The sequence below is a fragment of the Chitinimonas arctica genome (genome assembly GCF_007431345.1).
Lineage (GTDB): Bacteria > Pseudomonadota > Gammaproteobacteria > Burkholderiales > Chitinimonadaceae > Chitinimonas > Chitinimonas arctica.
This window is the reverse complement of the sequence record NZ_CP041730.1, coordinates 3,833,157-3,856,933: the sequence shown is the minus strand read 5'-3', so window position 1 is coordinate 3,856,933 and position 23,777 is coordinate 3,833,157. Positions and strand designations below refer to the sequence as shown.

The window sequence follows — 23,777 nt, the reverse complement described above, 5'->3', positions numbered from 1 at the left end:
AATCCATATCAGTCTTTGAAAAAAAACGCTGATGTGGCAGGCCAGGGCAGGGCAGGGATTCAGTACATGGACGCCGGAAGTGGCGGTAGTGCTTGGATCAACCTAGGCGTGGCCTGCAAATTCGAGAAACCGGATAGCGCATGATTGATTCCCTCCTTTGCAAGTACGGTTGATGAGAAGTGATACGGCGGACCAGCAGAATAGTCGAGGCGCGTGCCGATGGTCAAGCCCATTGCGGCGGGAAGGCCCGTAAATCCTCGACTTGCGGACGGTCCATTTATGCCAGATAAAATATTCTCAATTGCCGCCGAAAATACCGCCAAATGCATCATGGCCGAGCTTGCTATCCACATTGGCAACTCCTATACCTAAGCCGCTCCCGGCACTCGCCGAGCGCACGGCCAGACACCCACGACACCTTAGGCACCTTGCCGTAAGCAGCCTCTCCGCCGCAACGTGTGGACTTCGTGCGTTGCATTCGCATGTCGATATTTGGCGTTTACTACCCTCAGAGGTAATACGCCTTCAGGAGGAATGAGTCATGTCCAATAAGTACCAGAACATCACCCTGCAAGTCAGCAACGCCCAACCCGGCAGCCGCATCATGGTGCAACTGGCGCCGCAAACCCAGGGCGACACCGTTGCCTGGAGCACCGGCCAGCCTTACAGCACCTCCGCCGGCATCCAGATCCAGGCCACTTCCGGCACCCTGCCGCTGGCCCAGTTCAATGTGACCGCCAGCAGCGTGACCTTCCTTACTTCGTCCAGCGGCGGCGGCAGCGCCATGCAGTTCAATATGCAGAGCTTCCTGGTCGCCAACGAAACCCTGCAGCAATTCACCCTGATGGCTATCACCGATCCGAATGTGCAGGTCACCGTGTCGGTCAATAACGGTATGCCACAAACGGTCAATTCCTCGCCCAGCCCGTTCAACTGGAGTCAGCAGTAACCATCCCTTAGCCGCTTGCGCAAAAGGTAGCGGAGCGCGCCGCGCTCCACCGTATGCCGGTGTCCGCTCAAGCGGCGCCGGATCGCGGTGGATGCTGTCCGCGCCGCTTGCCATGCGACCAGACCGGCCTGCTGCCTGAGGTCGCCGATTCGCGTGCTTTGCCACGCGTTGCGGCGACTTCGCGGCGGCACCCGGCTGGGCCACGCTCGGCTATCCACTTGCGCAGTTTTCTTTTTCGCTTGCTTGGCGGCATGGCGCGATGGTTTGTGCCTGGGCGCCGGAGGAGGATTTACCGTGCAGACCTATCAGATCGTTTTCAAATTCCAGTGGCAAGGCAATATCCCGGCCCAGCAGATCCAGCTGAACATCACCGATCAGAACAGCTTTACCACCGATGGCCAGAATACCTTGCAGATCCAGCCTTATATGGCAGCCTCCGCACCGCTGCTGTCTAACTTCAGCATGTCCAGCCAGCGCCTGTTCCTCAATGTCGGCGCCGCCAGCACGCAGCAAGGCATCCAGGTCACCCTGCCGACCGCAATCAGCGGCGATTCCCTCCAGCTCAACCTGTCCGCCAACACCAGCGAGGTCAGCGTGTCGTATGCCGTGATGGGGCTGCCCGTTGCCGGGCAACTACAAGCCGGCAACAACACGATTCCGCTCCAGGGATAACGGTGACCAGCATGGATGATGATCAAAAACCGGCTGAGCAGGACGGCAGGCCGAGCCGTAAGGCACCCACCCGGGCCAGCGGCACGGCCGACCAGGCGCCGCTGCAACCGACCGCGGTCAACTCTCCCCCTAGCGCCGAATCGGCCGCCGCCGAGGCGGCTGCGGCGTCGGCGGAGTCACCCATGACCGCGGCCGGTCCGGCCTCGCCACGGGCGCGCGAAGCGGCCGACCAGGCGGTGCTGCACGCCACGCCCAGCAATTCACCGCCGACCTCCGCTGCGGCTGCCATCGCGCAACCGGCCATGGCGATCGGCATCCCGGGCGGGATGACTGCAGGTGGCGCGGCCCCGGGCGGAATAGCCGCCGCCCCGGCGCCGGCCAACCAGCGCCTGGCCATGCCGGCCGACGAAGTGGTGGCCAGCCTGGAACGGGAATCCCAGGCACTCAGCCCGGCGCACCAGCGCCATCTGCATTCGCATATGAGTGAAACCGTGGTGGCGGGAACGCTTTTCAATACCGCGGACCAGGCGCCTTACCAGCCGCTGACCATCACCCTGCAGAACGTGCGGGCCAACAGCAAGGTACTGATCACCATCCGCGACGACCAGATGGCGATCTGGAGCGAAGGCCACGGGCACGGCCTGGTCGGCCTCAGCTTCGCCACCACCAAGGACCCGACGCTCTATCTGCGCAATTTCCTGATCAATGCGCGCGAGTTCTTCGTGCAGACCTACCAGGACTGCCAGGAGATCCAGGTCCAGCTGTATGTACGCAGCGCGCAGCGCGATCTGCGTGGCCGCGTGGACCTGCCGCCCGGGGCGATCGCCACGTTCCAGTCCAAGACCGACCGCACCAGCGTGGTGGGCTTGAGCGCGTTCGCCATCGAATTTTGATCCGCAGGGAGCGATCAAATGCACCATGCCGTGATACCCGTTGTGCTGCAGTTTTCCAAGGTGGCGGCCAACTCCAATCTCAACTTCACCTTTACCACCTGCGGCGCCAAATGGTCGCTGGGTTGGCGCATGGGCGACAGTCTGGGATTTTCCTACAACGTCGTGCCGGACGATATCTACGACGCCGAATCGTGCCTGCAAAGCGTGTCCTTCAACGGCGACGTGCTGTCCATCCGTACTTCGGCCACGGCGCCCGACTTCAGCAATTTCACCCTGACGCTGTTCCTCCAGGTCGATCCGCACGCCACCTTCCTGCAAGGTTACTGCACGCTCAACAACGAGGCGGAGGTCTATGCCTTCCTGGGCAACGAGCGGCCGGTCCAGTGGCGCAACGGCCGGATCAGCGCGGTCCTGCGCCCTTCGGCCGACGATTACCGCAGCGTGCTGTTCGCCATCACCGGCATGAAGCCGGGTAACCGGGTAGGCATCGAGGTCAGCACCGATCCCGCCCAGGGCAGGGTCGGCTGGTCGCTGGGACCGCCCTACTCGGAATCGCTGGGCATCACCCTGACCAGCACCAGCGGACAACTGCCCCTGGTGCTGATGTCCTACACCACCCATTACATCGTGTTGCAGACCGATTCGGCCAGCAGTTCCGAAACCAGCGATGTGGTGATGGCCGCCTATCTGTCGTGGGAACCGGAAAAGCTGCCCTTCGTTTATCTGAAGGTCAGTTGCGATCCCAGCATCTCGGTCTATGCCCAGGTCGGCACCCGCCAACCGCAATTGGTCAGTCCCACCTATACCTTGTTCACCTTGTAAGGGATGCCATGGCCGAACCAGCAAGCCCAGACAGCGGCCAGATCGTCAGGCTGGTCAGCGAATCGCTGCGCCGGCTGATCCGGGCGCATATCCCGGAGCTGGCCGCCGAATCGGCCGTGGTGTTCGATTCGCCGGCCGATATCGACAGCCATGACGAGAACAAGCTGTCGCTATACCTGTACCAGATCGAGCACAACCCGTGGCTGCGCAATCTACCGCCCACGCTCAGCGGCCGGGGCGGCGAGCCCGGCCGGCCGAATGCCTTGGAGGTGACGCCTGCGCCGCTGGTGGTCGACCTGGTTTATATGCTGGTGCCGTATGCCCGTTCGGCCGAGATGGAATTGGTGCTGGTCGATAAGCTGGTGCGCCTGTTCCACGATATGCCGGCGCTGATCGGTCCGTGGCTGCATCCCTTGCTGCGCCAGGCCGGCAACGAACGCATCGCCATCGTGCCTGACCAGAATTCGATCGAGTCGCTGCGTGCCCTCTGGGCTGGTTTTCCCAACAAGTCGTACAAACTGACCAAGCTGTACACCCTGTCGCCGGTACGCATTCCCGCCGGCCAGCCATACAGCGCCGATATGGTCACGGAAACCGAACTGACCCTGATCAATATGCGTCCGCAGCCGGATCCGGCGGGAGCTGCCCGGCCATGAATCCGCTCGGGATACCCATTCAATTGCTGGACGACCATACCGGTCTGCCGGTGGATATGGCGGCCCGCTTCGAACTGGACGGGGTCGCCTGTGCACCGCTGGCCAAACCGCAGGGTTTCTATCTATTGCCGCCCTTGCCGCCGGGCGGCTATCGCCTGACCGTCCGGGTCGCGGCCTTCCGGGTCGGCCGGCTGGATTTCGAGGTGCCGGAACAGGCGGCCGATCGAACGCTGGCGGAACGCATTCTGCCGCTCCGCTTGGCACCTGGCCCGCTGTACAGCTATCCGGCCGGCACTACCCTGATCAGTGGCCGGCTCGAGGCCGGCCGGGGCCAGGCCGTGGTGGTGGCCGACTATGTCTCGGCGCTGGGGCGCCCGCACCGCGCCCAGACCCGTGCCGATAGCGACGGCAGGTTCCAGTTGGCTCTCGCCGGCCGCCTGGCCAACCCGACCCAGGTCACCTTGCACGCCGACGTGGACGGCCTGCCCCCCTGCCAAGGCTCGCTGCGCGTGGTGCCGGGCAGCAGCCGCTTCGTCGAATTCGTTTCGGCATAATTCAACCGACCAGGAAAGAGGACCGTGCCTACCTACTCCCATCCCGGTATCTACATCGAAGAGATACCCAGCACCCGTAGCGTCCAGGGCGCATCCACCTCGGTGGCGGCCTTCGTCGGCGTTACCGAAAGCGGTCCCTACAATACCCCCACGCTGATCACCAGCTGGAATGCCTTTACCCGCCAGTTCGGCAGCCTGACCTGGTACGGCTTTACCCCCTGGGCCGTCTACGAGTTCTTTATCGAAGGCGGCACCAGCTGCTACATCGTCCGCACCCCGGACAACAACGCTGCCAAGGCGGCCATCGCCAGTGCCGGCGGCACCAAGCTGGCCGCCGCCAGCGTCGGTACCTGGGGCAATAGCTTGCAGCTATATGTCTGCAACAACGGCGGCGACGCTACCACCACGGCCCCGGTGTTCAACCTGCTGGTGGTGGTGGATGCCGCCGTGATCAACGGCAGCGGCGGCAAGCCGCCGGCTTTCGATACCCTGCCCCTGCCCACCCAGCTGCTGGTCAGCTATGTGGTTCAAAACGGCTTGGCCACCACCACGATCAACAGCAAACCCTACTACGTGCTGGAAGCCTTCAATGGCTTTGTCGCCGCCAATGCGGCCTTCGTCACCCGCATCAACACCCAGTCGATGTTTATCCGCGTCACGGCGGCGGACGATGGCCGCCCCCCCAACACCAAGACACCCAGCGCGTTCAGCGGCGGCACCCTGCCCAACTGGGATTTCACCAATGCCGTCAATTCGCTGCGGACCGTGCAGGCGCTCAGCCTGCTGGCCGTACCCGATACGGTCAGCATCACCAATAGCACCGGCCAGTCCGACCCGGTGGCGCAGGCCAAGCAGATCAACCAGGGGCTGATGACATGCGAATCGCTTGCCAGCCTGTTCTATGTGATCGACCCGCCGTTCGGCCAGAACGTACAGGGCATCGTCAGCTTCAAGTCGGGCTCCGCCACCAGCCAGGCGCTCAATTCCAGCTATGGTGCACTCTATTACCCCTGGACCTGGATCTTCAACCCCTTGAACAGCAGCAGCGTGCCGCTGCCGCCATCCGGCCCCACGCTGGGCCGCTACGCCTATACCGACCTGAATATCGGCGTCTGGAAATCGCCGGCCGGCGTCAACGATGGCGCCATGCGCAGCGTAGTCGCCCTGTTCGTTCCGCTGACCGACGCCGACCAGGACAATCTGAACCCCTATGGCATCAACGCCCTGCGGAACCTGATCAACTACGGCAATGTGATCTATGGCGCCCGTACCGTGTCGCAGGACACCCAGTGGACCTATGTCAGCGTACGGCGCCTGTTCATCTATGTGGAACAGAGCCTGAAGAACAGCCTGCAATGGGTGGTGTTCGAGCCGAACGGACAGCAGCTGTGGTCCGCCGTTTCGCGCGATATCGCCGCCTTCCTCACCAACCTCTGGCAATCCGGCGCCCTGTTCGGCGCCACTGCCGCGGAAGCCTTTTTCGTCACCTGCGATGCCTCCAACAATCCACCGGAAACCCGGGCGCTGGGGCAATTGTTTATCGATATCGGGCTGGCGCCGGTCTATCCGGCCGAGTTCGTCATCATCCGCATCACCCAGAAGACCGCCGGCCCGGACTCGGGCGTCTGAACCGGAGCTAACGAGATATGGCTACCCAACTTACCGATCCCTACCGTGGATTCCGTTTTCGCGTCGAGATCGCCGGCATCCAGATCGCGGCGTTTTCCGAGGCGACCGTGCCCGATATCACCGTCGATACGGTCGATTACCGCGAAGGTACCGACCCGATCTACAAGCGGCCCTTGTCCGGCCTCACCACCTACGGCCATCTCAGCCTGAAGAAGGGGCTGACCGACGGCATGGACCTGTACAACTGGTCGCAGCAGGTATCGCAGCTGGGCTCCGGTTCCAAGGGGGCGAAAAAGAATATCTCCCTGGTGCTGATGGATAGCGACGGCACCGACAAGGTGCGCTGGAACATCATCAACGCCTGGCCGATGAAGTACGAAACGACCGGGCTGAACGCCTCCAGCAGCGAAGTGATGGTGGAGACCCTGGAACTGGCGATGGACTACCTGACCCGCGTGAAATAGCCGCGCACCACCCTGTACCCTTTGAGAGAGTTTGCCCATGAGCGTGATCAGCACCGAATTCGAATTCACCCTACCCATCGGCTACCGCGACGGCGACGGCACGCTGCACCGCCAGGGCGTGATGCGGCTGGCTACCGCCGGCGATGAAATCCTGCCCTTGAAGGATCACCGGGTGCAGGCCAATCCCAGCTATCTGGCGATTATCGTGCTGTCGCGGGTGATCGTGCGCCTGGGCACGCTGGAGATGATCAGCACCAAGCTGATCGAAGACCTGTTCTCGGCCGACTTCAACTTCCTGCAACAGCTCTACAACGAGATCAACCAGATTGAGGAAAGCAGCGCCAATTCGGCCATGGAGGCGGGCGATTTGCCGGGAAAGTTCGACCAGGCCAGGTACCAGAACAACTTTACACAGAGATAGCGTTCATCGCCTACCACTTCCACTGGTCGCTGGACGACGTATTGGCCCTGGAACACGCCGAGCGCCGCCGGTTTTGCGAACACATCAGCCGCATCAACAAGGCAATGAGCGCCGAAGACACAAGGCGCGGCATCAACCTGGGGGAATGAGATGGTATTGGGCATCAACGCCGCCGCCGCGGCCGCACAGCGCAAGGGTGTGTACCTGGACCCGTTCAAGGCCTACAACTTCTTTGTCGAAGTGGAGGGCATCCTGGTCGGCGGCTTTACCTCGGTGTCCGGGCTGGAATCGCGCATGGAAGTCCGCACCGTGCGTGAGGGCGGCGTCAACGACACCGAATACAAGCTGGGCGGCCAGGTCACTTATAGCGATATCACCCTGGAATCGGGCATCACCGCGCTGGATCCCGTCTGGCTGTGGTACCAGGCTACGCTGCAAGGCAATATCAAGCGCAAGAACGGCTCGATCTACCTGCTGAACGACCAGGGCGTGCCCTATGTCTGGTGGGACTTCTACAATGCCTGGCCGATCGAATGGCAAGGCCCCCAGCTGGATGCCGGCCAGGCCCTGGTGGCGACCCAGCGTTTTGTGCTGGCCCATGAAGGCATCAAGAAAAGCGCTGCGGCGGCCGCCTATGCCGTGACGGCGGGCGCACTCAACGCAGGCGGGGCGTACTGACATGCGACGCCCCCTGCTGCGCACCGCCGCCGCCCATGCCGCCCGGCCTGGCCGCCCGGTTGGCGGACTGGCACGGCGGTCGCTGGCGATAGGCACGGCAACCAGGCAGTGGTCCTGGGCCACATTGCAATATCTCCGCCCCTTGGGTTGCCCCTCGGCGGCCCCGAGCCAATGGACCGCGCACCTCCGTTTAAGCCACACCCTGCGCGTGCTGTGGCCAACCACCCTGCTGCGCCAGCACCTGGTCTCACCGTTCATCCACGCCAGCGCAAGCAAGCCAAACCAACTGGCATCCCTCGCGCGCGCGAGTACCGCCCTGCGGAACCGCCTGGCCTGGACATCGGTTTTGGCAACCACGCCGGGCATCTTTCCGAGCGGGATCGTCAATCAGCCGGCCTTGCCGCCCGCCTACCTGCAAGCCGGTGTTTTCACCCAGCGCCAGGGGGCTAGGTCGACCACGATGCCAGCCTTCAAGCGGCACGCGCGAGTAGGCCTCCAGGGTAGGCTGGCAGCGCTTGCCTTCCACGCCAACTACTTGCAATCCGGCGTGGCGGCAGGCGCTCCTGTGGCCGGCGCTCCGGCGGCCAGGACGCCGGCAAGGGCAAGCATTCAGCTCCTGCGACCTACTGCCACGGCGGGTTCCGACCAGGCCGAATCGGGATCCCAACCCAGCTTGGGGCGGCGCAGTGAAGCGTCGCTCGGCCCTGCTTCCCGGCATGAACCAAACCGTGCCGGAAAAATGCTCGCAGGGCGTCGAAGCACACCGCCGGCCTATAAAGGGATGCCCCTTAAAACCCCTGGCGATGCAGGCCTGCGCCACGACACGCGAACTTTCCTTGCGACAACGACGGTAGGCGGCATGCTGGAGAGGGCTGGAATCCCCTTGTTTCGCCGTGGCGCCGCCGTGACTATCCGCACCGCCACCGCCTTGTCCCGGTTTTCGTACTCGCATGCAATACAGCCTGGCCGCCCGGGCAAGGACGGAAAGGTGCCGTGGGCACCAAACACGGCGGCCCCCGAACGGCGGAGCGGGCTGCATCACGGTATCAATGCATCCGCCAGCCAAAATTTGCGCACCCGACTACTGCTGTCGCCATCGTTCAAGCACGTCGGCGAGCAAGCAGCCGCCCCCCTCGCCAAACCCGCCGCAACGATGGCTTTGCAACGCTATCCCGCCAAGCCGGCCGGCGGATTCAGCTACCGTCATCCACCGCGCGCCGCCACGGTGGACATACGCAAGCAGGCACAGCTGATCGAACGGCAGCTGCAACGCAAGATCATGCATGAAATCGTCCAGGCCACCCCCTGGCGTGGACAGTTGGAACAAGCCCTGCTGTCGCCGCAACTGGTGCACAGCCTGGCCGAACGGGTGTCGGGCGTATTGGCCCAGCGTAGCGGCCTGGAACGCTATCGGCGAGGTCTGTGATGCTGGAAAAAGCCAAGATCATCGTGCAGCAGACCGGCGAAATCATTCCGGTCATGTACAACCCGACCGAGCTGTCGCTGAATAAATCGGTGGTATTGCAGGGCGAGGGTTCGAATATCCAGTTCCAGCGCGTCAACAACGACGACCTGGTGGTCAGCCTGTTCTTCGACAGCTTCGAAACCAAGACCGATGTCCGGCGCTTTACCGACCGTATCGCCGCGCTGACCAAGCCCACGGTGGGCACCGGCGTGCGCAAGGAGCCGCCCACGGTGGTGTTCGCCTGGTCCGGTGCGCTGTTCAGCGGCGTGGTGCTGCACCTGGAACAGAAGTTCACGCTATTCCTGTCGTCCGGCATCCCGGTACGGGCGGAACTGACAGTCACCTTCAAGTCGGTGCTGACCGAACAGGAGGATCTGGAGTCGCGCGGCTACTTCAACTGCCGGCGCCTGTGGACCGTGGCCGAAAACGACCGCCTGTACCTGATCGCTGCCCAGACCCTGGGCGACCCGGCCTTGTGGCGGTTGATCGCCGACGCCAACCAGATCTACAACCCGCTGGACTTCCCCACTGCCACCGATATCGGCAAGACCCTGGTGATCATCGATATCCACAGCGAATCGTATAACCCGCCGGTGGAGGTCTGATGACCATACCCAGCGTCCAGACCGGGGCCTTCAATATGCTGCTGAATCGCAATCGCTTGCCGATTCCGCTGCTGGCCGCCATCCATGGCGTCGAGGTGTCCAACGAGATCAATGTGCCGGGCATGTTCAGTTTCCAGCTCAATATGGTTTCGCCGCAAGGCAATTGGCAGGGCGCCAATCTGGACACCTTCCAGCCGGGTGACCAGGTGACGATACAGATGGGGCTGGAAAAGCTCAGCACCCTGATCCACGGCGAGATCTCGGCCATCGATCCCAATTTCGATAGCAGCTACTCGGTTGCCACCATTAGCGGCTTCGATGTGATGGCTAGACTGCGCTTCGGTAACGCCACCCGCATCTATAAGAACCGCAACGAGAACGAGATCGCCGCCGACGTAGCCAGCAATGTCAAGGTGGATATCCGCACCCCCGGCCTGCCCATCGCGCTGAATGACTGCGTCTGGCAGCGCCAACAGTCGAACTACCAATTCCTGCTGAGCCGTGCCGAGCTGATCGATTACGAGTTGGTGGTGGACAACAGCACCTTGGTGTACCGGCCCTCGGCGGCCGGCCTGAGCCCGGTCAAGACCCTGGGTTTTCCGCGCGACCTGAAAAGCGTGAAGCTCAGGCTGCGGGTGCCCACCGAGGGCAGCGTCGTCACGGTCATGGGTTTCGACCCCGCCACCAACAAGGTCATCACCGCCGACAGCGACCCCAACCGGGTACGGGTACGCATGGGCGGCAGCGAGGCCGGCTACCAATTCGGCGACGACTTCCCCAGTTCGGCCATCCATATCACCGATCTGACCCTCGACAAGGTGGAAGCCTTGCAGGCCAGGGCCGATGCCGCCTATCTGCAGAACCTCAACGGCTTTATCGAAGGCGATGCCGATCTATTGGGCGACCCGGCCCTGGTGGCGGGCGTCAATATCAAGCTGACCGGCCTGAGCAAACGCTTCGACGGCATCTATTACGTACTGGCCAGCAAGCATAGCTACGACGACAGCAGCGGTTACCACACCTCGCTCACCCTCAGGAGAACAGGCGCATGAGCCTTATCGACCCCGCGCTGTACCGCGCCGGAGCGGCCCCGGCCTTTGCCGGCGTCACCCTGGCCAAGGTCAAGCAGACCAACGACCCCAAGGGCCTGGGACGCATCACGGTGATCTTCCAGGTGGATGGCAACCAGATCGAATCGGATTGGTTGCAGGTGATGAGTTTTTACGGCGGCCCGGACTACGGCGCCTTCTTCCTGCCCCATCAGGACGAATCGGTGCTGGTCGCCTTCGCCGACGGCGATATCGATCAACCGTATGTATTGGGCCTGCTATGGAACGGCGGGATCAAGCCGCCGGTCGTCGGCGCGGAAAAACAGCAGGACGTCAGGCTGATCAAGACCCGACAGGGCAAGCAGCTGATTTTCGACGACAGCCAGAGCGGCCAGCTGACCTTGATAGACGAGAAGCAGAACAAGGTGCAGATCGACACCGCCAACAACCATATCCGGGTGGAGAGCAAGGGCGATATCAGCGTCACCGCCACCGGCACCCTGACCTTGCAGGCGGCCGAAGTGGTGATCCGCAATACCGCCGGCACGGTCAAGCTGGACCTGGCCGCCGCCACCCTGCAGGTCAACGGCGGGCAGAACATCAAGATGAGCGCAACCATGATCGAACTCAATTGATCGTCTTTTCGTAAAGGAAACCGCATGGGACAACCCGCCGCCCGCCTTGGCGATAGCATCGTCAATGCCGCCGATATCCATATCGTGCTGGTCCCCTCGCCGGGCGGGCCGGTACCGACGCCGCAGCCCTTTCCGTTCAACGGCAAGATCAGTCTCAATACCAGTTCGAATGTGCTGGTCAACCGCCGGCCAGCCGCCTTGCGCGGCTCGCAGGCGATCAATATCCCGCCCCATATCCCCGCCAGCGGCACCTTCCAGACGCCGCCCACCAATATGGGCCGGATCCTCCTGGCCAGCACCACCGTACGCATCAATGGCAAGGGTGCCGCCCGGGCCGGCGATCCCTGCGAAACCTGCCACGACGTGCCGCCGGCGGGCCCGCAAGCGCCGCTGCCGATGGTAGTGGTGGCCGGTACCGCCAATGTATTGATCGGCTGACCATGGCACAGGATATCAATGCGACCGGCGCCGACTTCCTGGGACGCGGCTGGGCCTTTCCGGTACGGACCGGCGGGGCCGCGTGCTGTTCGCCGCCGATGCCGACGATATCCGCCAGGCCATCTTGCTGATCCTGCAAACCGCCCCGGGCGAGCGGGTGATGCTGCCGGGCTTCGGTTGCCGCATCAACGAACTGGTATTTGCCGCCGGCAATGCCGCCACCCGCAGCCTGGCCGAGCTGTACGTCAAGCAGGCGCTGGACCGTTGGGAGCCACGCATCCAATTGCTGGCCGTCAACACCACCATCGCGCCGGCCTTGCCGCAGTGCCTGCAGATCGCGGTCGATTACCTGATACGCGACCGCAACCGGCCGGACAACCTGGTCTACCCCTTCTATCTGAAATAACGAGGAATGCAGTGATGAATGCAAGCGACTTGCCTCAGCAACGCGACGGTACGCGCGAACGGCTCAAGGAACGGCTGGAAAACCTGCGCCAGGAGTACCAGGCCGGCGAGGCGCAATTGCGCGCGCTGGAACAGCGTAGCCGCGAGCTGCAGCAGACCATGCTGCGCATTGGCGGCGCCATCCAGGTGCTGGACGAATTGCTGGGCGAGGAACAGGTTTATGAAGGGGCCTAGCCGCTACCCTGCCACCGAGGCCGGCCACGCATGACCGACCCCACGCTCGACTTCCGCAACGCCGAGCAGTTCTACCAGCAAGCCTTGACGCTGGCGCGCGCCTACACGCCCGGCTGGAGCAATTATTGGCCATCGGTGCTGGATGCCCAGGCCGTCAACGACGACCCCGGCCTGGTCCAGCTCAAGCTGTTTTCGCTGCTGGCCGCTTATCTGGCCGAAATGGAAAACCAGCTGCCCCGGCAACGGCGGCTGGCCTTCTTCCAGTTCCTCAATCTGAATCTGCGGCCGCCGCTGGCGGCCCGGGTGCCTATCCATTTCACCTTGCAGGCCGACCAGCCGCCGCGCGAGATTCCCACCGACAGCGCGATACTGGCCAGCGACGATCAAAGCATCCGTTTCCAGACCGACCAGCCGCTGCTGGTGGTCCCGGCCCAACTGAGCGCGGTACTTACCATGCTGCCGGCGCAGGACAGCTATATCAATGCCCTGCCGCGCCTGGCCGCGGGGCTACCGGCGCCGCTGTTCCCCAGCCAGGACAGCGAGCAGGGACAAGTCCCGCTATCGCACTGGTTTATGTTGGGCGACCCGGACCTGTTCAAACCCGATCCCTCGCTGCAGCGTATCGTGCTGGAATTCACCGGCCAGCACCTCAATCCTGCCTATTTCGACCGTTGGGCCGATGGTGCGCTGGCACCATTGGCGGCCAGCGTGACAGCGGCCAACAACGCGCTGTCGCTGACCGTCGAGCTGGAGCAGGCACCCACCGCCGGCCCGCTTACCACCGCCGAACTGCAAGCCGAGCTGTACCAGGCCGATGGCCGGGTACAGGGTTTCGATGCCGACCAGGCCGCAGCGGGCGACCAGACGCCGCAATACTGGCTGCTGGTGCAGCCGGCGCCGCTGGTGCGCGTGATCAGTGCCCTGGCCAGCCAGTTGCCGGTGATTACCGGCTTGCGCTGCACCCTGCAAGGTAGCGGTATCCAGCCGCAGCAAAGCGCATCGGCCCAGGTGCAGCTGGATATCCGCAATGGTGCCTACCCCTTCGGCGAAACACCGGCCACCGACGATGCCTTCTATATCCGCTCCGACAGTCTGTTCGGCCGCGAGGGCGCCCAGATCACCCTGGATTTCACGCTGCGCGATGTCAGCACGGCCTACCCGGTCACGCTGGACTGGCAATATTGGGATGGTGGCGCTTGGCAGTCCTTCAACGCCACGCCGGCCGATGTCAGTGCCCACCGCTTCGTCGATACCACCGACCAGTTGCGCTACAACAATCCGGCCGGCCCGACCTGGGTGCGCTTTCTCTGCCCGGCCATCAGCCCGACCACCGTGGCCGGCGGCGAAGGCTTGTGGATACGGGTGGTCATCGCCTCCGGCGGCTACGGCGAGATCGGCGGGATCACCACCCAGGGCGTCGATCAGGCCATCGATGCGGTTCCCGACGATATCCTCACCGCCGCGCAGAAGAAGGCGGTGTCGGACTATCTCAACAAGGTCGAGGGGGTGAACTTCTCGTATACCTACACCGCCAGCAGCTATGCACCGCCCTATATCAAATCGCTGCAGCTGAGCTACAGCTATGCAGCCCAGCCGAAAAACCTATGGTGCTACAACGCCTTCGGCTTGAGCCGCTTCCTGTTCAGCCCATTCAAGCCGCTGGCGGACCGCTACAGCAATTGCTGCCTGGGATTCGCCCCGGCCGATTTCGCCAAGTACACGCTGGGGCAGGCGCTGACGCTGTACTTCGACCTGGTCGACGAATCCACCGCCGCCGCCCCGCCCCTGCCCTGGCAATACCACGACGGCAGTGCCTGGCAGCCGCTATCGGTCGACGACGGCACCGCCGGCCTGAGCCGTTCGGGCATCGTCCGCCTGATCGTGCCGGCCAATCAGCCAGCGGTCACGCTGTACTCGCAGACCGCATTCTGGTTCCGGCTGCAAAACCCCTATCCGCGCCAGGATGTCGCGGCCTACGGCATCTATCCCAATACCGTCACGGCGGGCAATCGCAGCAGCGTGGTCGACGAGATCCTCGGTTCCAGCAATGAGCAGCCGAGCCAGCACTTCCAACTGGGCTATACCCCGGTGCTGGCCGGCCTGGCACTGGTGGTGGTCGAACCACCGGGCGTGGAAGCGCTCGGCAGCGCCGACGGCGAGCAGGGACTGCTCTCGCTGTCGGCCGCCACCCCCTTACCCTCGCGTGCCGCCGCACCGGTACTGTGGCTGCAGGTCGAAACCTTCGCCTTCAGCGGACCGACCGACCGGGTCTATACCCTGGATTACAAGAATGGCCTGATCACCTTCGGCGACGGCCAGAACGGGATGATCCCGCCCGGCGGCTTCAACAATATCGTTGCCGCCTCGTATCAGTACACCCAGGGCCAGCAAGGCAATGTCGTGGCCGGCCGCTTGACCGTATTGCGGCCCGGTTTCGACCGCATCGCCTCGGTCGTCAATCCGACGCCCGCGCGTGGCGGGGTGGATGGCGACAGCGTGGCCGACCTGGACCGGGCGGCGCCCGCCCAGATAAAAGCCAACCAGCGGGCGGTACAGCTGGAAGACTTCGATACCTTGGCGCGCGCCGCCAGCCCCGCCGTCTGCCTGGCCAATGCGGTCTTGCAGGCCGATGGGCGGATCGTGGTCGCGGTACTGGCGCTCTCGACCGTAGCACGCCCCTATGGCGGGCCGGCGCTGCTAAACCAGGTAGCCGATTATCTGCGGGCCCGTTGCCTGGCCCCCTTGGCCAGCCGCATCGCCTGCATCGAGCCCGATTACCTGCCGATTGCCGTGGTCGCGCAGCTGACCGTCGATATCCCGCCCGACCAGCGCAATGCCCTGCAACAGCAGCTGGCGGCGCAATTGCAGGCCTTCTTCCAGCCGGTGAACGGCGGGCCCGGCGGACTGGGCTGGCCCTTCGGCGAACCGGTGCAGGCCGCCCAGGTCAGCCGCTTTCTGCATGGCCAGGCCGGTGTCGTGGCCATCGTCTCGCTGGCGCTGAACGGGGAAGTGGGCCAGGACATCCCGCTGGCGCCCACGCAGCTACCTGTGGCGGGCGAGATGACCGTGCTGGTCTACCCGATGGGAGGCTAAGGGATCATGGCCTTCGAACTTCCCGATCTCGACACCAAGGACAGCGCGGGCCTGCAAGCGGCGCTGATACGGCGCATCCCGCAGTTCACCACGGAATGGACCGATTTCAACGATTCCGATCCCGGCATCACGCTGCTGCAACTGCTGTGCTGGATCAGCGAGTCGCTGCTGTACCAGACCAATGCCATCCCTATCCAGACGCAGCAGAATTTCCTGCGCCAGGTGCTGGGCCTGGCTTTCAGCAGCAACGTCACCCCCTATAGCCAGAACGCCCAGCAGCAATACGATTTCGCCTTCGAAGCACTGCGTTCGGTGCTGGCGCAGATGGAAAACGGCCAGGCCTTGAGCAAGGCCCAGTTGCAACAGGCGGTGCTGAATTTCCTCAATGCGCCCTACCTGGCCCTGTCGCTGCAGGATGTCGATAAATTGGCGATGGAAACCAATCTGATGCTGCTGGCCCAGCAGGCGCAGAGCGGCAAGCCACCTGCCTTGCTGGTGCAGCGGGCCGACTCGCTGGTACGCGATTCGGCTACCCGGCTGTATATCCTCAGCAGCGCCAAATGGGCTTATCGGCTACCGTCCTATCCCAACACCCTGCCGCCCGACGCGGCCGGCGGGCTGCGCCGCGTGCTGGTCTACCAGGCGCCGAACGGCAGTGCGGCGCAAACCGCCAAGCAGAACGAAGCCAATCTCCTGGCCCAGGTAAACTATTACCTGCGCCCGCGCGTGCTGCTGGGCAGCCGGGTCGATGTGGCCGCCGCCCAATTGACCGCCATCAATATCGGCGCGGCGGTGACCTGCCCCGCCCATGTCGATCTCGGCACCGTGCTGGACGCCATGATGTCCAGCGTATTCACCTATTTCCTGCCGACCGACCGCTGGGCCTATAACCAGGCGCCCCTGGCCGCCAATGTGCAATTGCTGCTGGAACGGGTGCCGGGCGTAGCCAGCGTCGAGCGCTTGACGCTGGCCTTCGTGCCCACCGTTCGGCTGGCCGATTTTGCCCAACTGGGCGTCAATGCCGTACTGGCCGACCTGCCGCCCGGGCCGGCGGCCCTGGTCTATCGCGGCCTGCCGCGACTGCGCTGCCTTTCCCTCTACGCGAGGCATGCGGCATGAGCGAGATTCCGCCCAGCAGCTATCTACGCTATCTGCCGGCCGTGTTCGCCAAGGCCGACGATGGCTTCCTGGCCAACTATCTGCAGATCTTCCAGAAGCTGCTGACCGGCCTGGACGACAGCCAGTTGAACCAGCGCAAGGGCATCCAGGAGCTGCTGGCCGCCGGCGTGGTCGGCAATCTGTTCTATAGCCGCTTCAGCTTTTTGTTCCCGGACAACCACCGCGACTTCGTCCCCCCCTTGTCCGGCCTGCCGGGCCAGCAGGAAACCGCGCTGCTGGCCGAATTCGATAGCTATATCGGCGTCCCCGACCAGGCCAATGCCATGGCGGACTACCTGGGCGGCGTCGCCTCGCAGGGCTGGCAAGCCGATTTCACCGCCTGGCTGAACGACTTCCTCAACTGGCTGGCAAGCTGGTTGGACCTTCTGCTGGACAACAGCTGGAGCCTGGACAAGAAGCGCACCGTGATCGCCGAGATCATGGCCTTGTACCGCCAGCGCGGTACGCCGCAGGGCCTGAGCATGCTGCTCAATCTCTTGCTGGACCTGCCCATGCAGGTGGGTTGCTTCACGGTGGTGGACGGCAAGCAGGTCCTGACCAAGGGCACGCTGACAGTCAATGTGCTGAACCCGACCCCGCCCGCCATCATCGTCAACACGCAGGCCAGCCAGCCCAATACCTTTGTGCTGCGCTACAGCTATGGTCCCGGCATGCCGCTGGTGTCGGGCTACGCGCCCTGGCTGTTCCTGGTGCAGCTGGTCCTGCCCAACTACGGCAACCATAGCCTGGTCCTCGACCTGCAGGGCGCGCAGCAGGTCCAGACGCTGATGGCCCAGCTGGTCACCCTCCTCGACACCGTCAAACCCGCCGCCAGCCAGTACCGCATCCAGGTGCTGGGCGGTATGCAGTTGTTGAACTACCCCGCCGCCTCCCAGCTCAACGTCAACGCCGTACTCGGTAGCCAATTATCATGAAGACACCCGTCATTCCGCCTACTACCGCTTATACCCTGCAATACCAGGACGGCATGTTCCTCACCTCCGGTGAAATGACCCTGGCGCAAAACTACTTCGTCAACTGGATCCAGTTGCAGAACCAATTGCTGTACACGCCGGGCGTACTGAGCGGCCTGGCGGTCACCAATCCCAGCGGCAATACCCTGGATATCGCCAGCGGCGCCGGTATCGACAGCGCCGGCCATCTGCTGATCCTGCCGGATAGCGGCGGGCATGTCCTTTCTGTGCCGGCCAATGCCGCCAACCCCAGCTATGTCATCCTGGTCTATCCCACCACCACGCAGGCACTGACCGGCATGCAGCCCTACACGCTGAATATGGCGGCCCTTTTGCAGCTGGTGGGATCGCTCGACAACCTGCCGGCCAACAACCTCGTGCTGGCCGAAATCAGCATGAACACCACCGGCGGGATCAGCGCGGTCACCGATAAGCGCACGCCGGTCACCAGCCGGCTGCCGGCCGACCTGAGCGCGCAATCCATGGCGATGCTCGACACCAGCGAAACCGCCCAGATCCAGCTCGACCGCATCAAGCAAGGCGTCGTCAGCATCCCGTCCGAGCAGCTGCGCAAACCGGGCGACAGCGTGGTGCAAACCATCTACTTCCTGGACCAGAAGACCGCGGCCTTCAGCCAGAAGCCGCAGGTGGTGGTCACCGTGCAGGGTCCATTGCCCTATGCCACCTCGGTCAGCGAGGTCGGTCCGGCCCAGTTCACCCTGACCCTGACCGTGGTCACCGCGCCATCCGCCGACAATACCGACGCGGTCCTGCTCAACTGGCTGGCTTATGCCGGGAAATAAGGAAAAGCGGCCATGAAGGAAATTCCACCCATCGCCCGCACCAATTATTTCGCCGGCGAGGCCCTGCTGACCGACGATTTCGTCTGCGAACAGCAATACAACATGGAAATGCTGGCGCTATTGAACAGCAGCCTGCACACCTGGGGTATCAGCAGCGGGCTGGAGGTGTACTGGCAGTCGGGCAGCCGCCAGGTGACCGTGAGCGCCGGCATCGCCATCGACAAGCTGGGCCGCCAGATCGTGCTGGATGGCACCCAGGTGATCCAGCTGCTCGACCTGCCGGCCAGCCAGACCATCTTTCTTACCATCCGCTATTTCGAAGCCTACGCGGACTACAACAACGACAGCGGCGTGCCCGGCTACAAGCGCATCATTCAGCAGCCCCAGATCGAATACCACGGCACCCTGCAGGAACCCGGCATCCATATCCTGCTGGCCGTTATCGGCCTCTCGACCCTGGGCGACGTCAATCAGCTGACCTACCAATCCGGCAAGTACGAGCGCCGCTATGTCGGTTCGCGCCTGGGCGTGGTGAAACTGATCACCGAAGGCAGCGGTATCCACCAGGATATCGGCGGCTTGGGCATATTGACCCAAGCGGAAACGGTCGGCATCGAGCTGACCGCGCGGCGCGAATCGGGCGACCAGGCCGATTATCTCGATGTGGCCGCCGGCCGCAGCCAGTTTAGCGGCATGCTGACCACGCGCGGCAACCTGGGCATCGGCATCGACCAGCCGCAGGCCAATCTGCAACTGGCCGCCATCACCTTCAAGGGCGACGGCACGCTGACCACCAAAGGCCAGTTGCTGACCTTCAACCGTCCCATCACGCCGGCCCTGCAAGTGGGGGATATCGTCATTCCCGACCAGCCGGTGGGCGGCGTGGCATTGAAGCCAAGCCAGGCAGTGATTGCCGCAGCCACTTCCGACCCGGCCCAATACCGCATCGTGCAGGCCTTCGGCAGCGACCTGCTGCTGCCCTACCAATACACTTATATCCGCTCGACCATGGCCCGTTTTTCCGCCGGCGCGGCGGGCGAGCTGTTGCGCATCGATACCGACGGCACCATCGCCTTGGGTGTGCAGGCGGCCGTGCAGTCGGGCTCGACCGCCGGGCCTCCAGCCTTATCCATCACCCCACAGCGGCGGGTCGGCATCGCGCTGAACCGCAGCGACGGTCCGCAAGCCACCCTGGATGTGAACGGTAGCGTGCTGGCCGACAGCCTGACCTGCAATGGCGTGGTCAAGGCCCAGTCTTTCCAGGGCAATGGCAGCATGCTGCAAAACCTGCCCATCCTCAGCTATTGGACCAAGCAGAACGTCGCCTCGCCGGAAAGCGCCATCTATTACACCCAGGGCAATGTGGGCGTACAGATGAGCAATCCGCCCGCCTCGCTCAGCGTGGGTACCGGCCTGGCTTTCGTCGGCGCCGGCATGCTCTCGGCGGACCCCTCCCAAGCCGACCAGCTGCTCGGCACCCAGACCCGGCTGCTGAGCCAGGTCAGCCTGGGCGACAGCATCGTGCTGGGCAACCTGATCGTGCAGTCGCGCCAGGTCAAGTCCATCAAAAGCGACACCGAACTGACGCTGACCGAGCAGTTCCCCATGGTGTTGCAGCAATCCACTTTCCAATACCTGGCTTCGTCGTCCCCCGCCGCACCCGGCGCGGTCAACCTGGTCAGCGGCGGCAACGGCGCGGACGGCAAGGCCGCCGATGGCGACGGCAAGCCCGGCACCGGTACGGTCAGCAGCGACGGCAGCGATATCGTCGGGGTCGGTACCCAGTTCACCCAGCAGTTCAAGGAAGGCGATTGGCTGCAGATTCCCGCCTTCAAGCCCGCCACCGCCAGCCAATGGCTGGTGAAAAAGGTGGTCGACGACAACACCGTGCAGGTGATCAATCCGGCCGGCACGGCCATCGCCGCCAATATCTCGGCCTATCTGGTCATGCCGGCCTTGATCGGCCTGTTCCAGAGCAATCGCGACAGCGCCCTGATAGGCGGCGGTACCGTGCCGCCGCCGGCCATGCTACTGGTGACCAATGGCCCCGAAGCGGTGCAGAACGGCCAGGCGTCCAATACCGTCGCCATCAACCTGATGCTGGACCAGATCGATCCCAAGTACGCCCTGCAGGTCAACGGCGATGTGAACTTCAGCGGCAGCAGCAGTTTCGACAAGCTCAGCGCCAAGCAATTGACCGTCACCGAATGGGCCGCCATCAGCGGTAGCGGTAACCAGGGCAAGGTGCTGACGGCGGGGCCAAGCAGCGGCAACGCGCTGCTGACGGTTACCCAGCAGAACGTCTTGCTGGGCCAGGCCAGCGGCAGCAGCCTGCTGGAGATCGGCGGCGACGCGCACGCCACCGGCAAGCTGCTGGCCGACACCCTGGTCCAGGGCGGCAATGTGACCGCCACCGGCACCCTCGCCGGGGCCAATCTGAACGCCAACGCCATGAATGTCGCGGGGGTGACCGTCAATCCCAGCGGCAATGTCTCGCTGTTCGCCGGCCGCAGCAGTATCACGCTCAACCCCGGTGCCCCCATCGTTTCCCAGGTGGCCGCCACGGATGGCTTGATCGTGGTCAGCGTAGGCACCATCGACGCCACCTTCCAGGCGCAATTCGGTGGCATCGTAAGCTGCACGACCAGTATGAACGGCGGCAATACCAGCGCCAGCTATACGGCCGCCAGTACCCAGTCCATCACGGTGGACGAGGGTAAAAAAGGTCACAAGACCTACTATCTTCCCCAGTTCGGTTCGCTCTGCGTACCCGTCCGCCTGGGCGAGCTATGGACCCTGAGCCTGACCTACGAAAGCCAGTTCCAGCCGGCGCCCAATGTGGTCGCCTGCTGGGTACCGCTGGGACCCGGTCCGTCGCAGCACAGCGTGGCAGCCGCCGACGAGCAGCCGGCGCCCGCCGCACCCGTACCCCATCTCGACAACCTGGCGCGCGTGTTCGAAGCCATGCGCAGCAATGTCAGCAGCGGCGCCCTCGCCAATGCCTCCCTGGCCGATGCCCAGCGCGTCATCGACGAGCGGGTGGGCGCCCTGACCAAGATACTCGGCGACGCCACCGGCATGGCGGATAAACCGGAGGATCGCGCCGATTTCGTCAAGCAGCTGCAACAGATCGTCTGTACTGCGACCCCGCCCGGCACCGCCCCGGACAACCGGGTCGATCCCCAGCATATCGCCGACCTGATCGACACCTTTGGCCGTATCACCGGCCACACCTTCACGCCGGCCCAGGAAGCCTTATTGGATCAAGGCGTACGTGCCTTGGTCGCCATCAACGACAACGCCAGCAGCCGCGACGACCTCAACCTGATCCGCAACAATATCCAGCTCTTCCTCGACAATCTGCAGACGGTACTGGGCAGCAGTTTCGACAACAGCCAGCGCCGTTTGCTGACCCGCGCCCTGGTCCGCCTGGTGGGCAACGGCCGGCAGGACCCCGCCCGTTTGGGTGGCGACCCGGCACAACCGGACGGCGGCGACCCGGCGCAACCGGACGGTGCCGCACCTGCACCTGCACCTGCACCTGCACCGGCACCGGCAGCAAGCCCGGCATCGCCACCGACGCCCCACGAAACCTTTCTGCATGAGGTCGAGCAAGCCCTGGTCAAACCTTTGGAGGACACGGCCAAGCAAACCCTCGGCACCGTTATCGACCAGATTCGCCAGGAAAAACCCGCGCCGGCCGCCGCCGAAGCGCTGCTTGGCGACAGCCTGAAAACCGCCGTCGGCGACTCGCTCAAGCAGGGCGGCGAAATGTTGCTGCGGGCGGCCGTCAGCCGCCTGATCGGCGCTTTGTTGTAACACCACCGTCCGCCACCACACCAAGGGAAGACCCATGAGTATGCAAGCGCCCACTACCTCACCCGACAAAACCGGCCTGTATGGCCCTCGCACCACCGGCAGTCTGTCGCCCACCCAGCCCAATGCGAGCGGTATCGCCGCCACCGACGGCAACCTGGTGGTCAATATCGGCACGGTCGAAGCGCGCTTGCAGACGCCGTTCGCCGGCATCGTGACCTGCACCACCACGTTCGACAGCCAGGTCACCAGCGTCAACTACGCCTCCGCCACGACCCAGATGACGACCGTGGAATCGGGCAAGAAGGGCAACCAGACTTTCTACCTGCCGCAATACGGCACGCTCAACGTACCCGTCCGCCAAGGTGAGCAGTGGACGCTGCAGCTATCCTTCGAGACCCAATTCAGTCCGGCGCCCGATGTGGTGTATTACTGGATCCCCCTGGGCGGCGCCGCGAATACCCCGGCCGCCAAGGCGACCACCGCTGTCGATGTGCCGGCACCGGTGGCATTCGCGCAGACCGGGGCCGCCGCCGAGGCTCGCCTGAACCAATTGGCGGCCACCACCCGCCAACTGGCCGAAAACCTAAGTAGCGGCGCATTGCGGCAAGGTTCGCTGGCCGATACGCAAAGAGTGATAGACGAGCGGGTCGGCGACCTGACCGCCATCCTGGGCGAGGCGTCCGGCATGCACAGCGATCCGCAGGCCCGCGCCGCCTTTGTGCAAGACTTGCAGCGCATTGTCTGTCGCGCCGCCCCGCCGGGCCTGCGGGCCGACAATCGGGTGGAAGCAGCCCATGTCGCCGACCTGGTCGCCACCTTCGGCCGCGTCACCGGCCGCACCCTCAGCCCCGAGCAGGCGGCCGGGCTGACGTTGGGCATCCATGCCTTGATCGCCATCAACGACAATGAGCGCAATCGTGCCGACCTTGAACTGATCCGGGGCAATATCGATTTGTTCCTGGACCACCTGCAACAAGCGCTGCAACAGCCCTTGGGCCAATCGCAACGCCGCCTGCTGACCCGCGCACTGGTGCGGCTGGTCGGTAACGGCCGGCAGGAACACGTAGTGTCGAGCGTTGCGCCGCCACCGGCGGATGGAAAGGAAGCCGACTGTTTCGTCGCCGATATCGAACAGGCACTGGCCGCACCCCTGGATAGCTATGCCAAGGCGGGGTTGAAGAGCGCGGCGGAACAAATCCTGGCGCGCCGGCCGGAACAGGCGGAAGCACAGCAATGGCTGGGTACGGCGCTCAGCCAGACGCTGGGCCAGGCACTGCGCGAGGGTAGCCAGCGACTCTTGCAACCCGCCATCGATCGCCTGCTGCTGGCGGCAAGACCCGGGTAGGACGACCGCACGCCAT

At 63.9% G+C, this 23,777-nt stretch carries 25 protein-coding genes; 24 read left to right on the top strand and 1 reads right to left on the bottom strand.

Annotation, left to right across the window (positions count from 1 at the left end):
• Positions 1–59 precede the first annotated feature (59 nt).
• Entirely contained in the window at positions 60–353 is a 294-nt protein-coding gene (locus tag FNU76_RS17600; RefSeq protein WP_144279400.1) for a hypothetical protein, read from the bottom strand.
• Positions 354–541: 188 nt separating this feature from the next.
• Between FNU76_RS17600 and FNU76_RS17595 the strand changes: the two genes are divergently transcribed.
• The 24 genes from FNU76_RS17595 to FNU76_RS17485 all read left to right on the top strand — a co-directional run bounded on the left by FNU76_RS17595 (position 542) and on the right by FNU76_RS17485 (position 23,761).
• On the top strand, positions 542–949 hold the full coding sequence (locus tag FNU76_RS17595) for a hypothetical protein (RefSeq protein WP_144279399.1): 408 nt from the start codon (positions 542–544) through the stop codon (positions 947–949).
• A 294-nt stretch (positions 950–1,243) separates the two neighbouring features.
• A complete protein-coding gene (locus tag FNU76_RS17590) occupies positions 1,244–1,621 on the top strand; it encodes a hypothetical protein (protein WP_144279398.1) in 378 nt (125 codons plus the stop codon).
• 11 nt (positions 1,622–1,632) lie between these two features.
• Positions 1,633–2,514, top strand: coding sequence for a hypothetical protein (locus tag FNU76_RS17585; RefSeq protein WP_144279397.1), 882 nt, complete (start codon positions 1,633–1,635; stop codon positions 2,512–2,514).
• Positions 2,515–2,532: 18 nt separating this feature from the next.
• Entirely contained in the window at positions 2,533–3,336 is an 804-nt protein-coding gene (locus FNU76_RS17580; protein ID WP_144279396.1) for a hypothetical protein, read from the top strand.
• 8 nt (positions 3,337–3,344) lie between these two features.
• On the top strand, positions 3,345–3,992 hold the full coding sequence (locus FNU76_RS17575; RefSeq protein ID WP_144279395.1) for a Pvc16 family protein: 648 nt from the start codon (positions 3,345–3,347) through the stop codon (positions 3,990–3,992).
• A complete protein-coding gene (locus tag FNU76_RS17570) occupies positions 3,989–4,546 on the top strand; it encodes a hypothetical protein (RefSeq protein ID WP_144279394.1) in 558 nt (185 codons plus the stop codon). The genes FNU76_RS17575 and FNU76_RS17570 overlap by 4 nt, the downstream gene beginning before the upstream one ends.
• Positions 4,547–4,570: 24 nt before the next feature.
• Entirely contained in the window at positions 4,571–6,175 is a 1,605-nt protein-coding gene (locus FNU76_RS17565; RefSeq protein WP_144279393.1) for a phage tail sheath family protein, read from the top strand.
• A gap of 17 nt (positions 6,176–6,192) precedes the next feature.
• Entirely contained in the window at positions 6,193–6,639 is a 447-nt protein-coding gene (locus FNU76_RS17560; protein WP_144279392.1) for a phage tail protein, read from the top strand.
• 37 nt (positions 6,640–6,676) lie between these two features.
• Positions 6,677–7,060 carry a hypothetical protein gene (locus FNU76_RS17555; RefSeq protein ID WP_223879074.1) on the top strand — a complete coding sequence of 128 codons (384 nt, stop codon included), beginning with the start codon at positions 6,677–6,679 and terminating at the stop codon, positions 7,058–7,060.
• A complete protein-coding gene (locus FNU76_RS25295) occupies positions 7,057–7,209 on the top strand; it encodes a DUF6760 family protein (protein WP_373279726.1) in 153 nt (50 codons plus the stop codon). The genes FNU76_RS17555 and FNU76_RS25295 overlap by 4 nt, the downstream gene beginning before the upstream one ends.
• Before the next feature lie 7 nt (positions 7,210–7,216).
• A complete protein-coding gene (locus FNU76_RS17550; protein ID WP_308418568.1) occupies positions 7,217–7,738 on the top strand; it encodes a phage tail protein in 522 nt (173 codons plus the stop codon).
• Position 7,739: 1 nt separating this feature from the next.
• Positions 7,740–9,164 (top strand): hypothetical protein, encoded by a 1,425-nt coding sequence (locus FNU76_RS17545; protein WP_144279390.1) that lies wholly within the window; start codon positions 7,740–7,742, stop codon positions 9,162–9,164.
• On the top strand, positions 9,164–9,808 hold the full coding sequence (locus FNU76_RS17540) for a CIS tube protein (protein WP_144279389.1): 645 nt from the start codon (positions 9,164–9,166) through the stop codon (positions 9,806–9,808). Before FNU76_RS17545 ends, FNU76_RS17540 begins: the two co-directional genes overlap by 1 nt.
• Positions 9,808–10,860 (top strand): phage late control D family protein, encoded by a 1,053-nt coding sequence (locus tag FNU76_RS17535; protein ID WP_223879073.1) that lies wholly within the window; start codon positions 9,808–9,810, stop codon positions 10,858–10,860. The genes FNU76_RS17540 and FNU76_RS17535 overlap by 1 nt, the downstream gene beginning before the upstream one ends.
• Positions 10,857–11,492, top strand: coding sequence for a phage baseplate assembly protein V (locus tag FNU76_RS17530; RefSeq protein ID WP_144279388.1), 636 nt, complete (start codon positions 10,857–10,859; stop codon positions 11,490–11,492). The genes FNU76_RS17535 and FNU76_RS17530 overlap by 4 nt, the downstream gene beginning before the upstream one ends.
• A gap of 24 nt (positions 11,493–11,516) precedes the next feature.
• Positions 11,517–11,930: a PAAR domain-containing protein gene (locus tag FNU76_RS17525; protein WP_144279387.1), complete on the top strand. Its 414-nt coding sequence runs from the start codon at positions 11,517–11,519 to the stop codon at positions 11,928–11,930.
• 82 nt (positions 11,931–12,012) lie between these two features.
• Positions 12,013–12,336, top strand: coding sequence for a GPW/gp25 family protein (locus FNU76_RS17520; protein ID WP_223879072.1), 324 nt, complete (start codon positions 12,013–12,015; stop codon positions 12,334–12,336).
• Positions 12,337–12,350: 14 nt separating this feature from the next.
• Entirely contained in the window at positions 12,351–12,569 is a 219-nt protein-coding gene (locus FNU76_RS17515; protein WP_144279386.1) for a hypothetical protein, read from the top strand.
• A gap of 30 nt (positions 12,570–12,599) precedes the next feature.
• Entirely contained in the window at positions 12,600–15,662 is a 3,063-nt protein-coding gene (locus FNU76_RS17510; RefSeq protein ID WP_144279385.1) for a putative baseplate assembly protein, read from the top strand.
• Between the two features lie 6 nt (positions 15,663–15,668).
• Positions 15,669–16,781 (top strand): hypothetical protein, encoded by a 1,113-nt coding sequence (locus tag FNU76_RS17505; RefSeq protein WP_144279384.1) that lies wholly within the window; start codon positions 15,669–15,671, stop codon positions 16,779–16,781.
• Complete coding sequence (locus tag FNU76_RS17500; protein WP_144279383.1) at positions 16,778–17,755, top strand: phage tail protein; 978 nt, start codon at positions 16,778–16,780, stop codon at positions 17,753–17,755. The genes FNU76_RS17505 and FNU76_RS17500 overlap by 4 nt, the downstream gene beginning before the upstream one ends.
• On the top strand, positions 17,752–18,597 hold the full coding sequence (locus FNU76_RS17495; protein ID WP_144279382.1) for a hypothetical protein: 846 nt from the start codon (positions 17,752–17,754) through the stop codon (positions 18,595–18,597). The genes FNU76_RS17500 and FNU76_RS17495 overlap by 4 nt, the downstream gene beginning before the upstream one ends.
• 12 nt (positions 18,598–18,609) lie before the next feature.
• Positions 18,610–22,416 carry a hypothetical protein gene (locus FNU76_RS17490; protein ID WP_144279381.1) on the top strand — a complete coding sequence of 1,269 codons (3,807 nt, stop codon included), beginning with the start codon at positions 18,610–18,612 and terminating at the stop codon, positions 22,414–22,416.
• Between the two features lie 34 nt (positions 22,417–22,450).
• On the top strand, positions 22,451–23,761 hold the full coding sequence (locus FNU76_RS17485) for a hypothetical protein (RefSeq protein WP_144279380.1): 1,311 nt from the start codon (positions 22,451–22,453) through the stop codon (positions 23,759–23,761).
• Positions 23,762–23,777 lie beyond the last annotated feature (16 nt).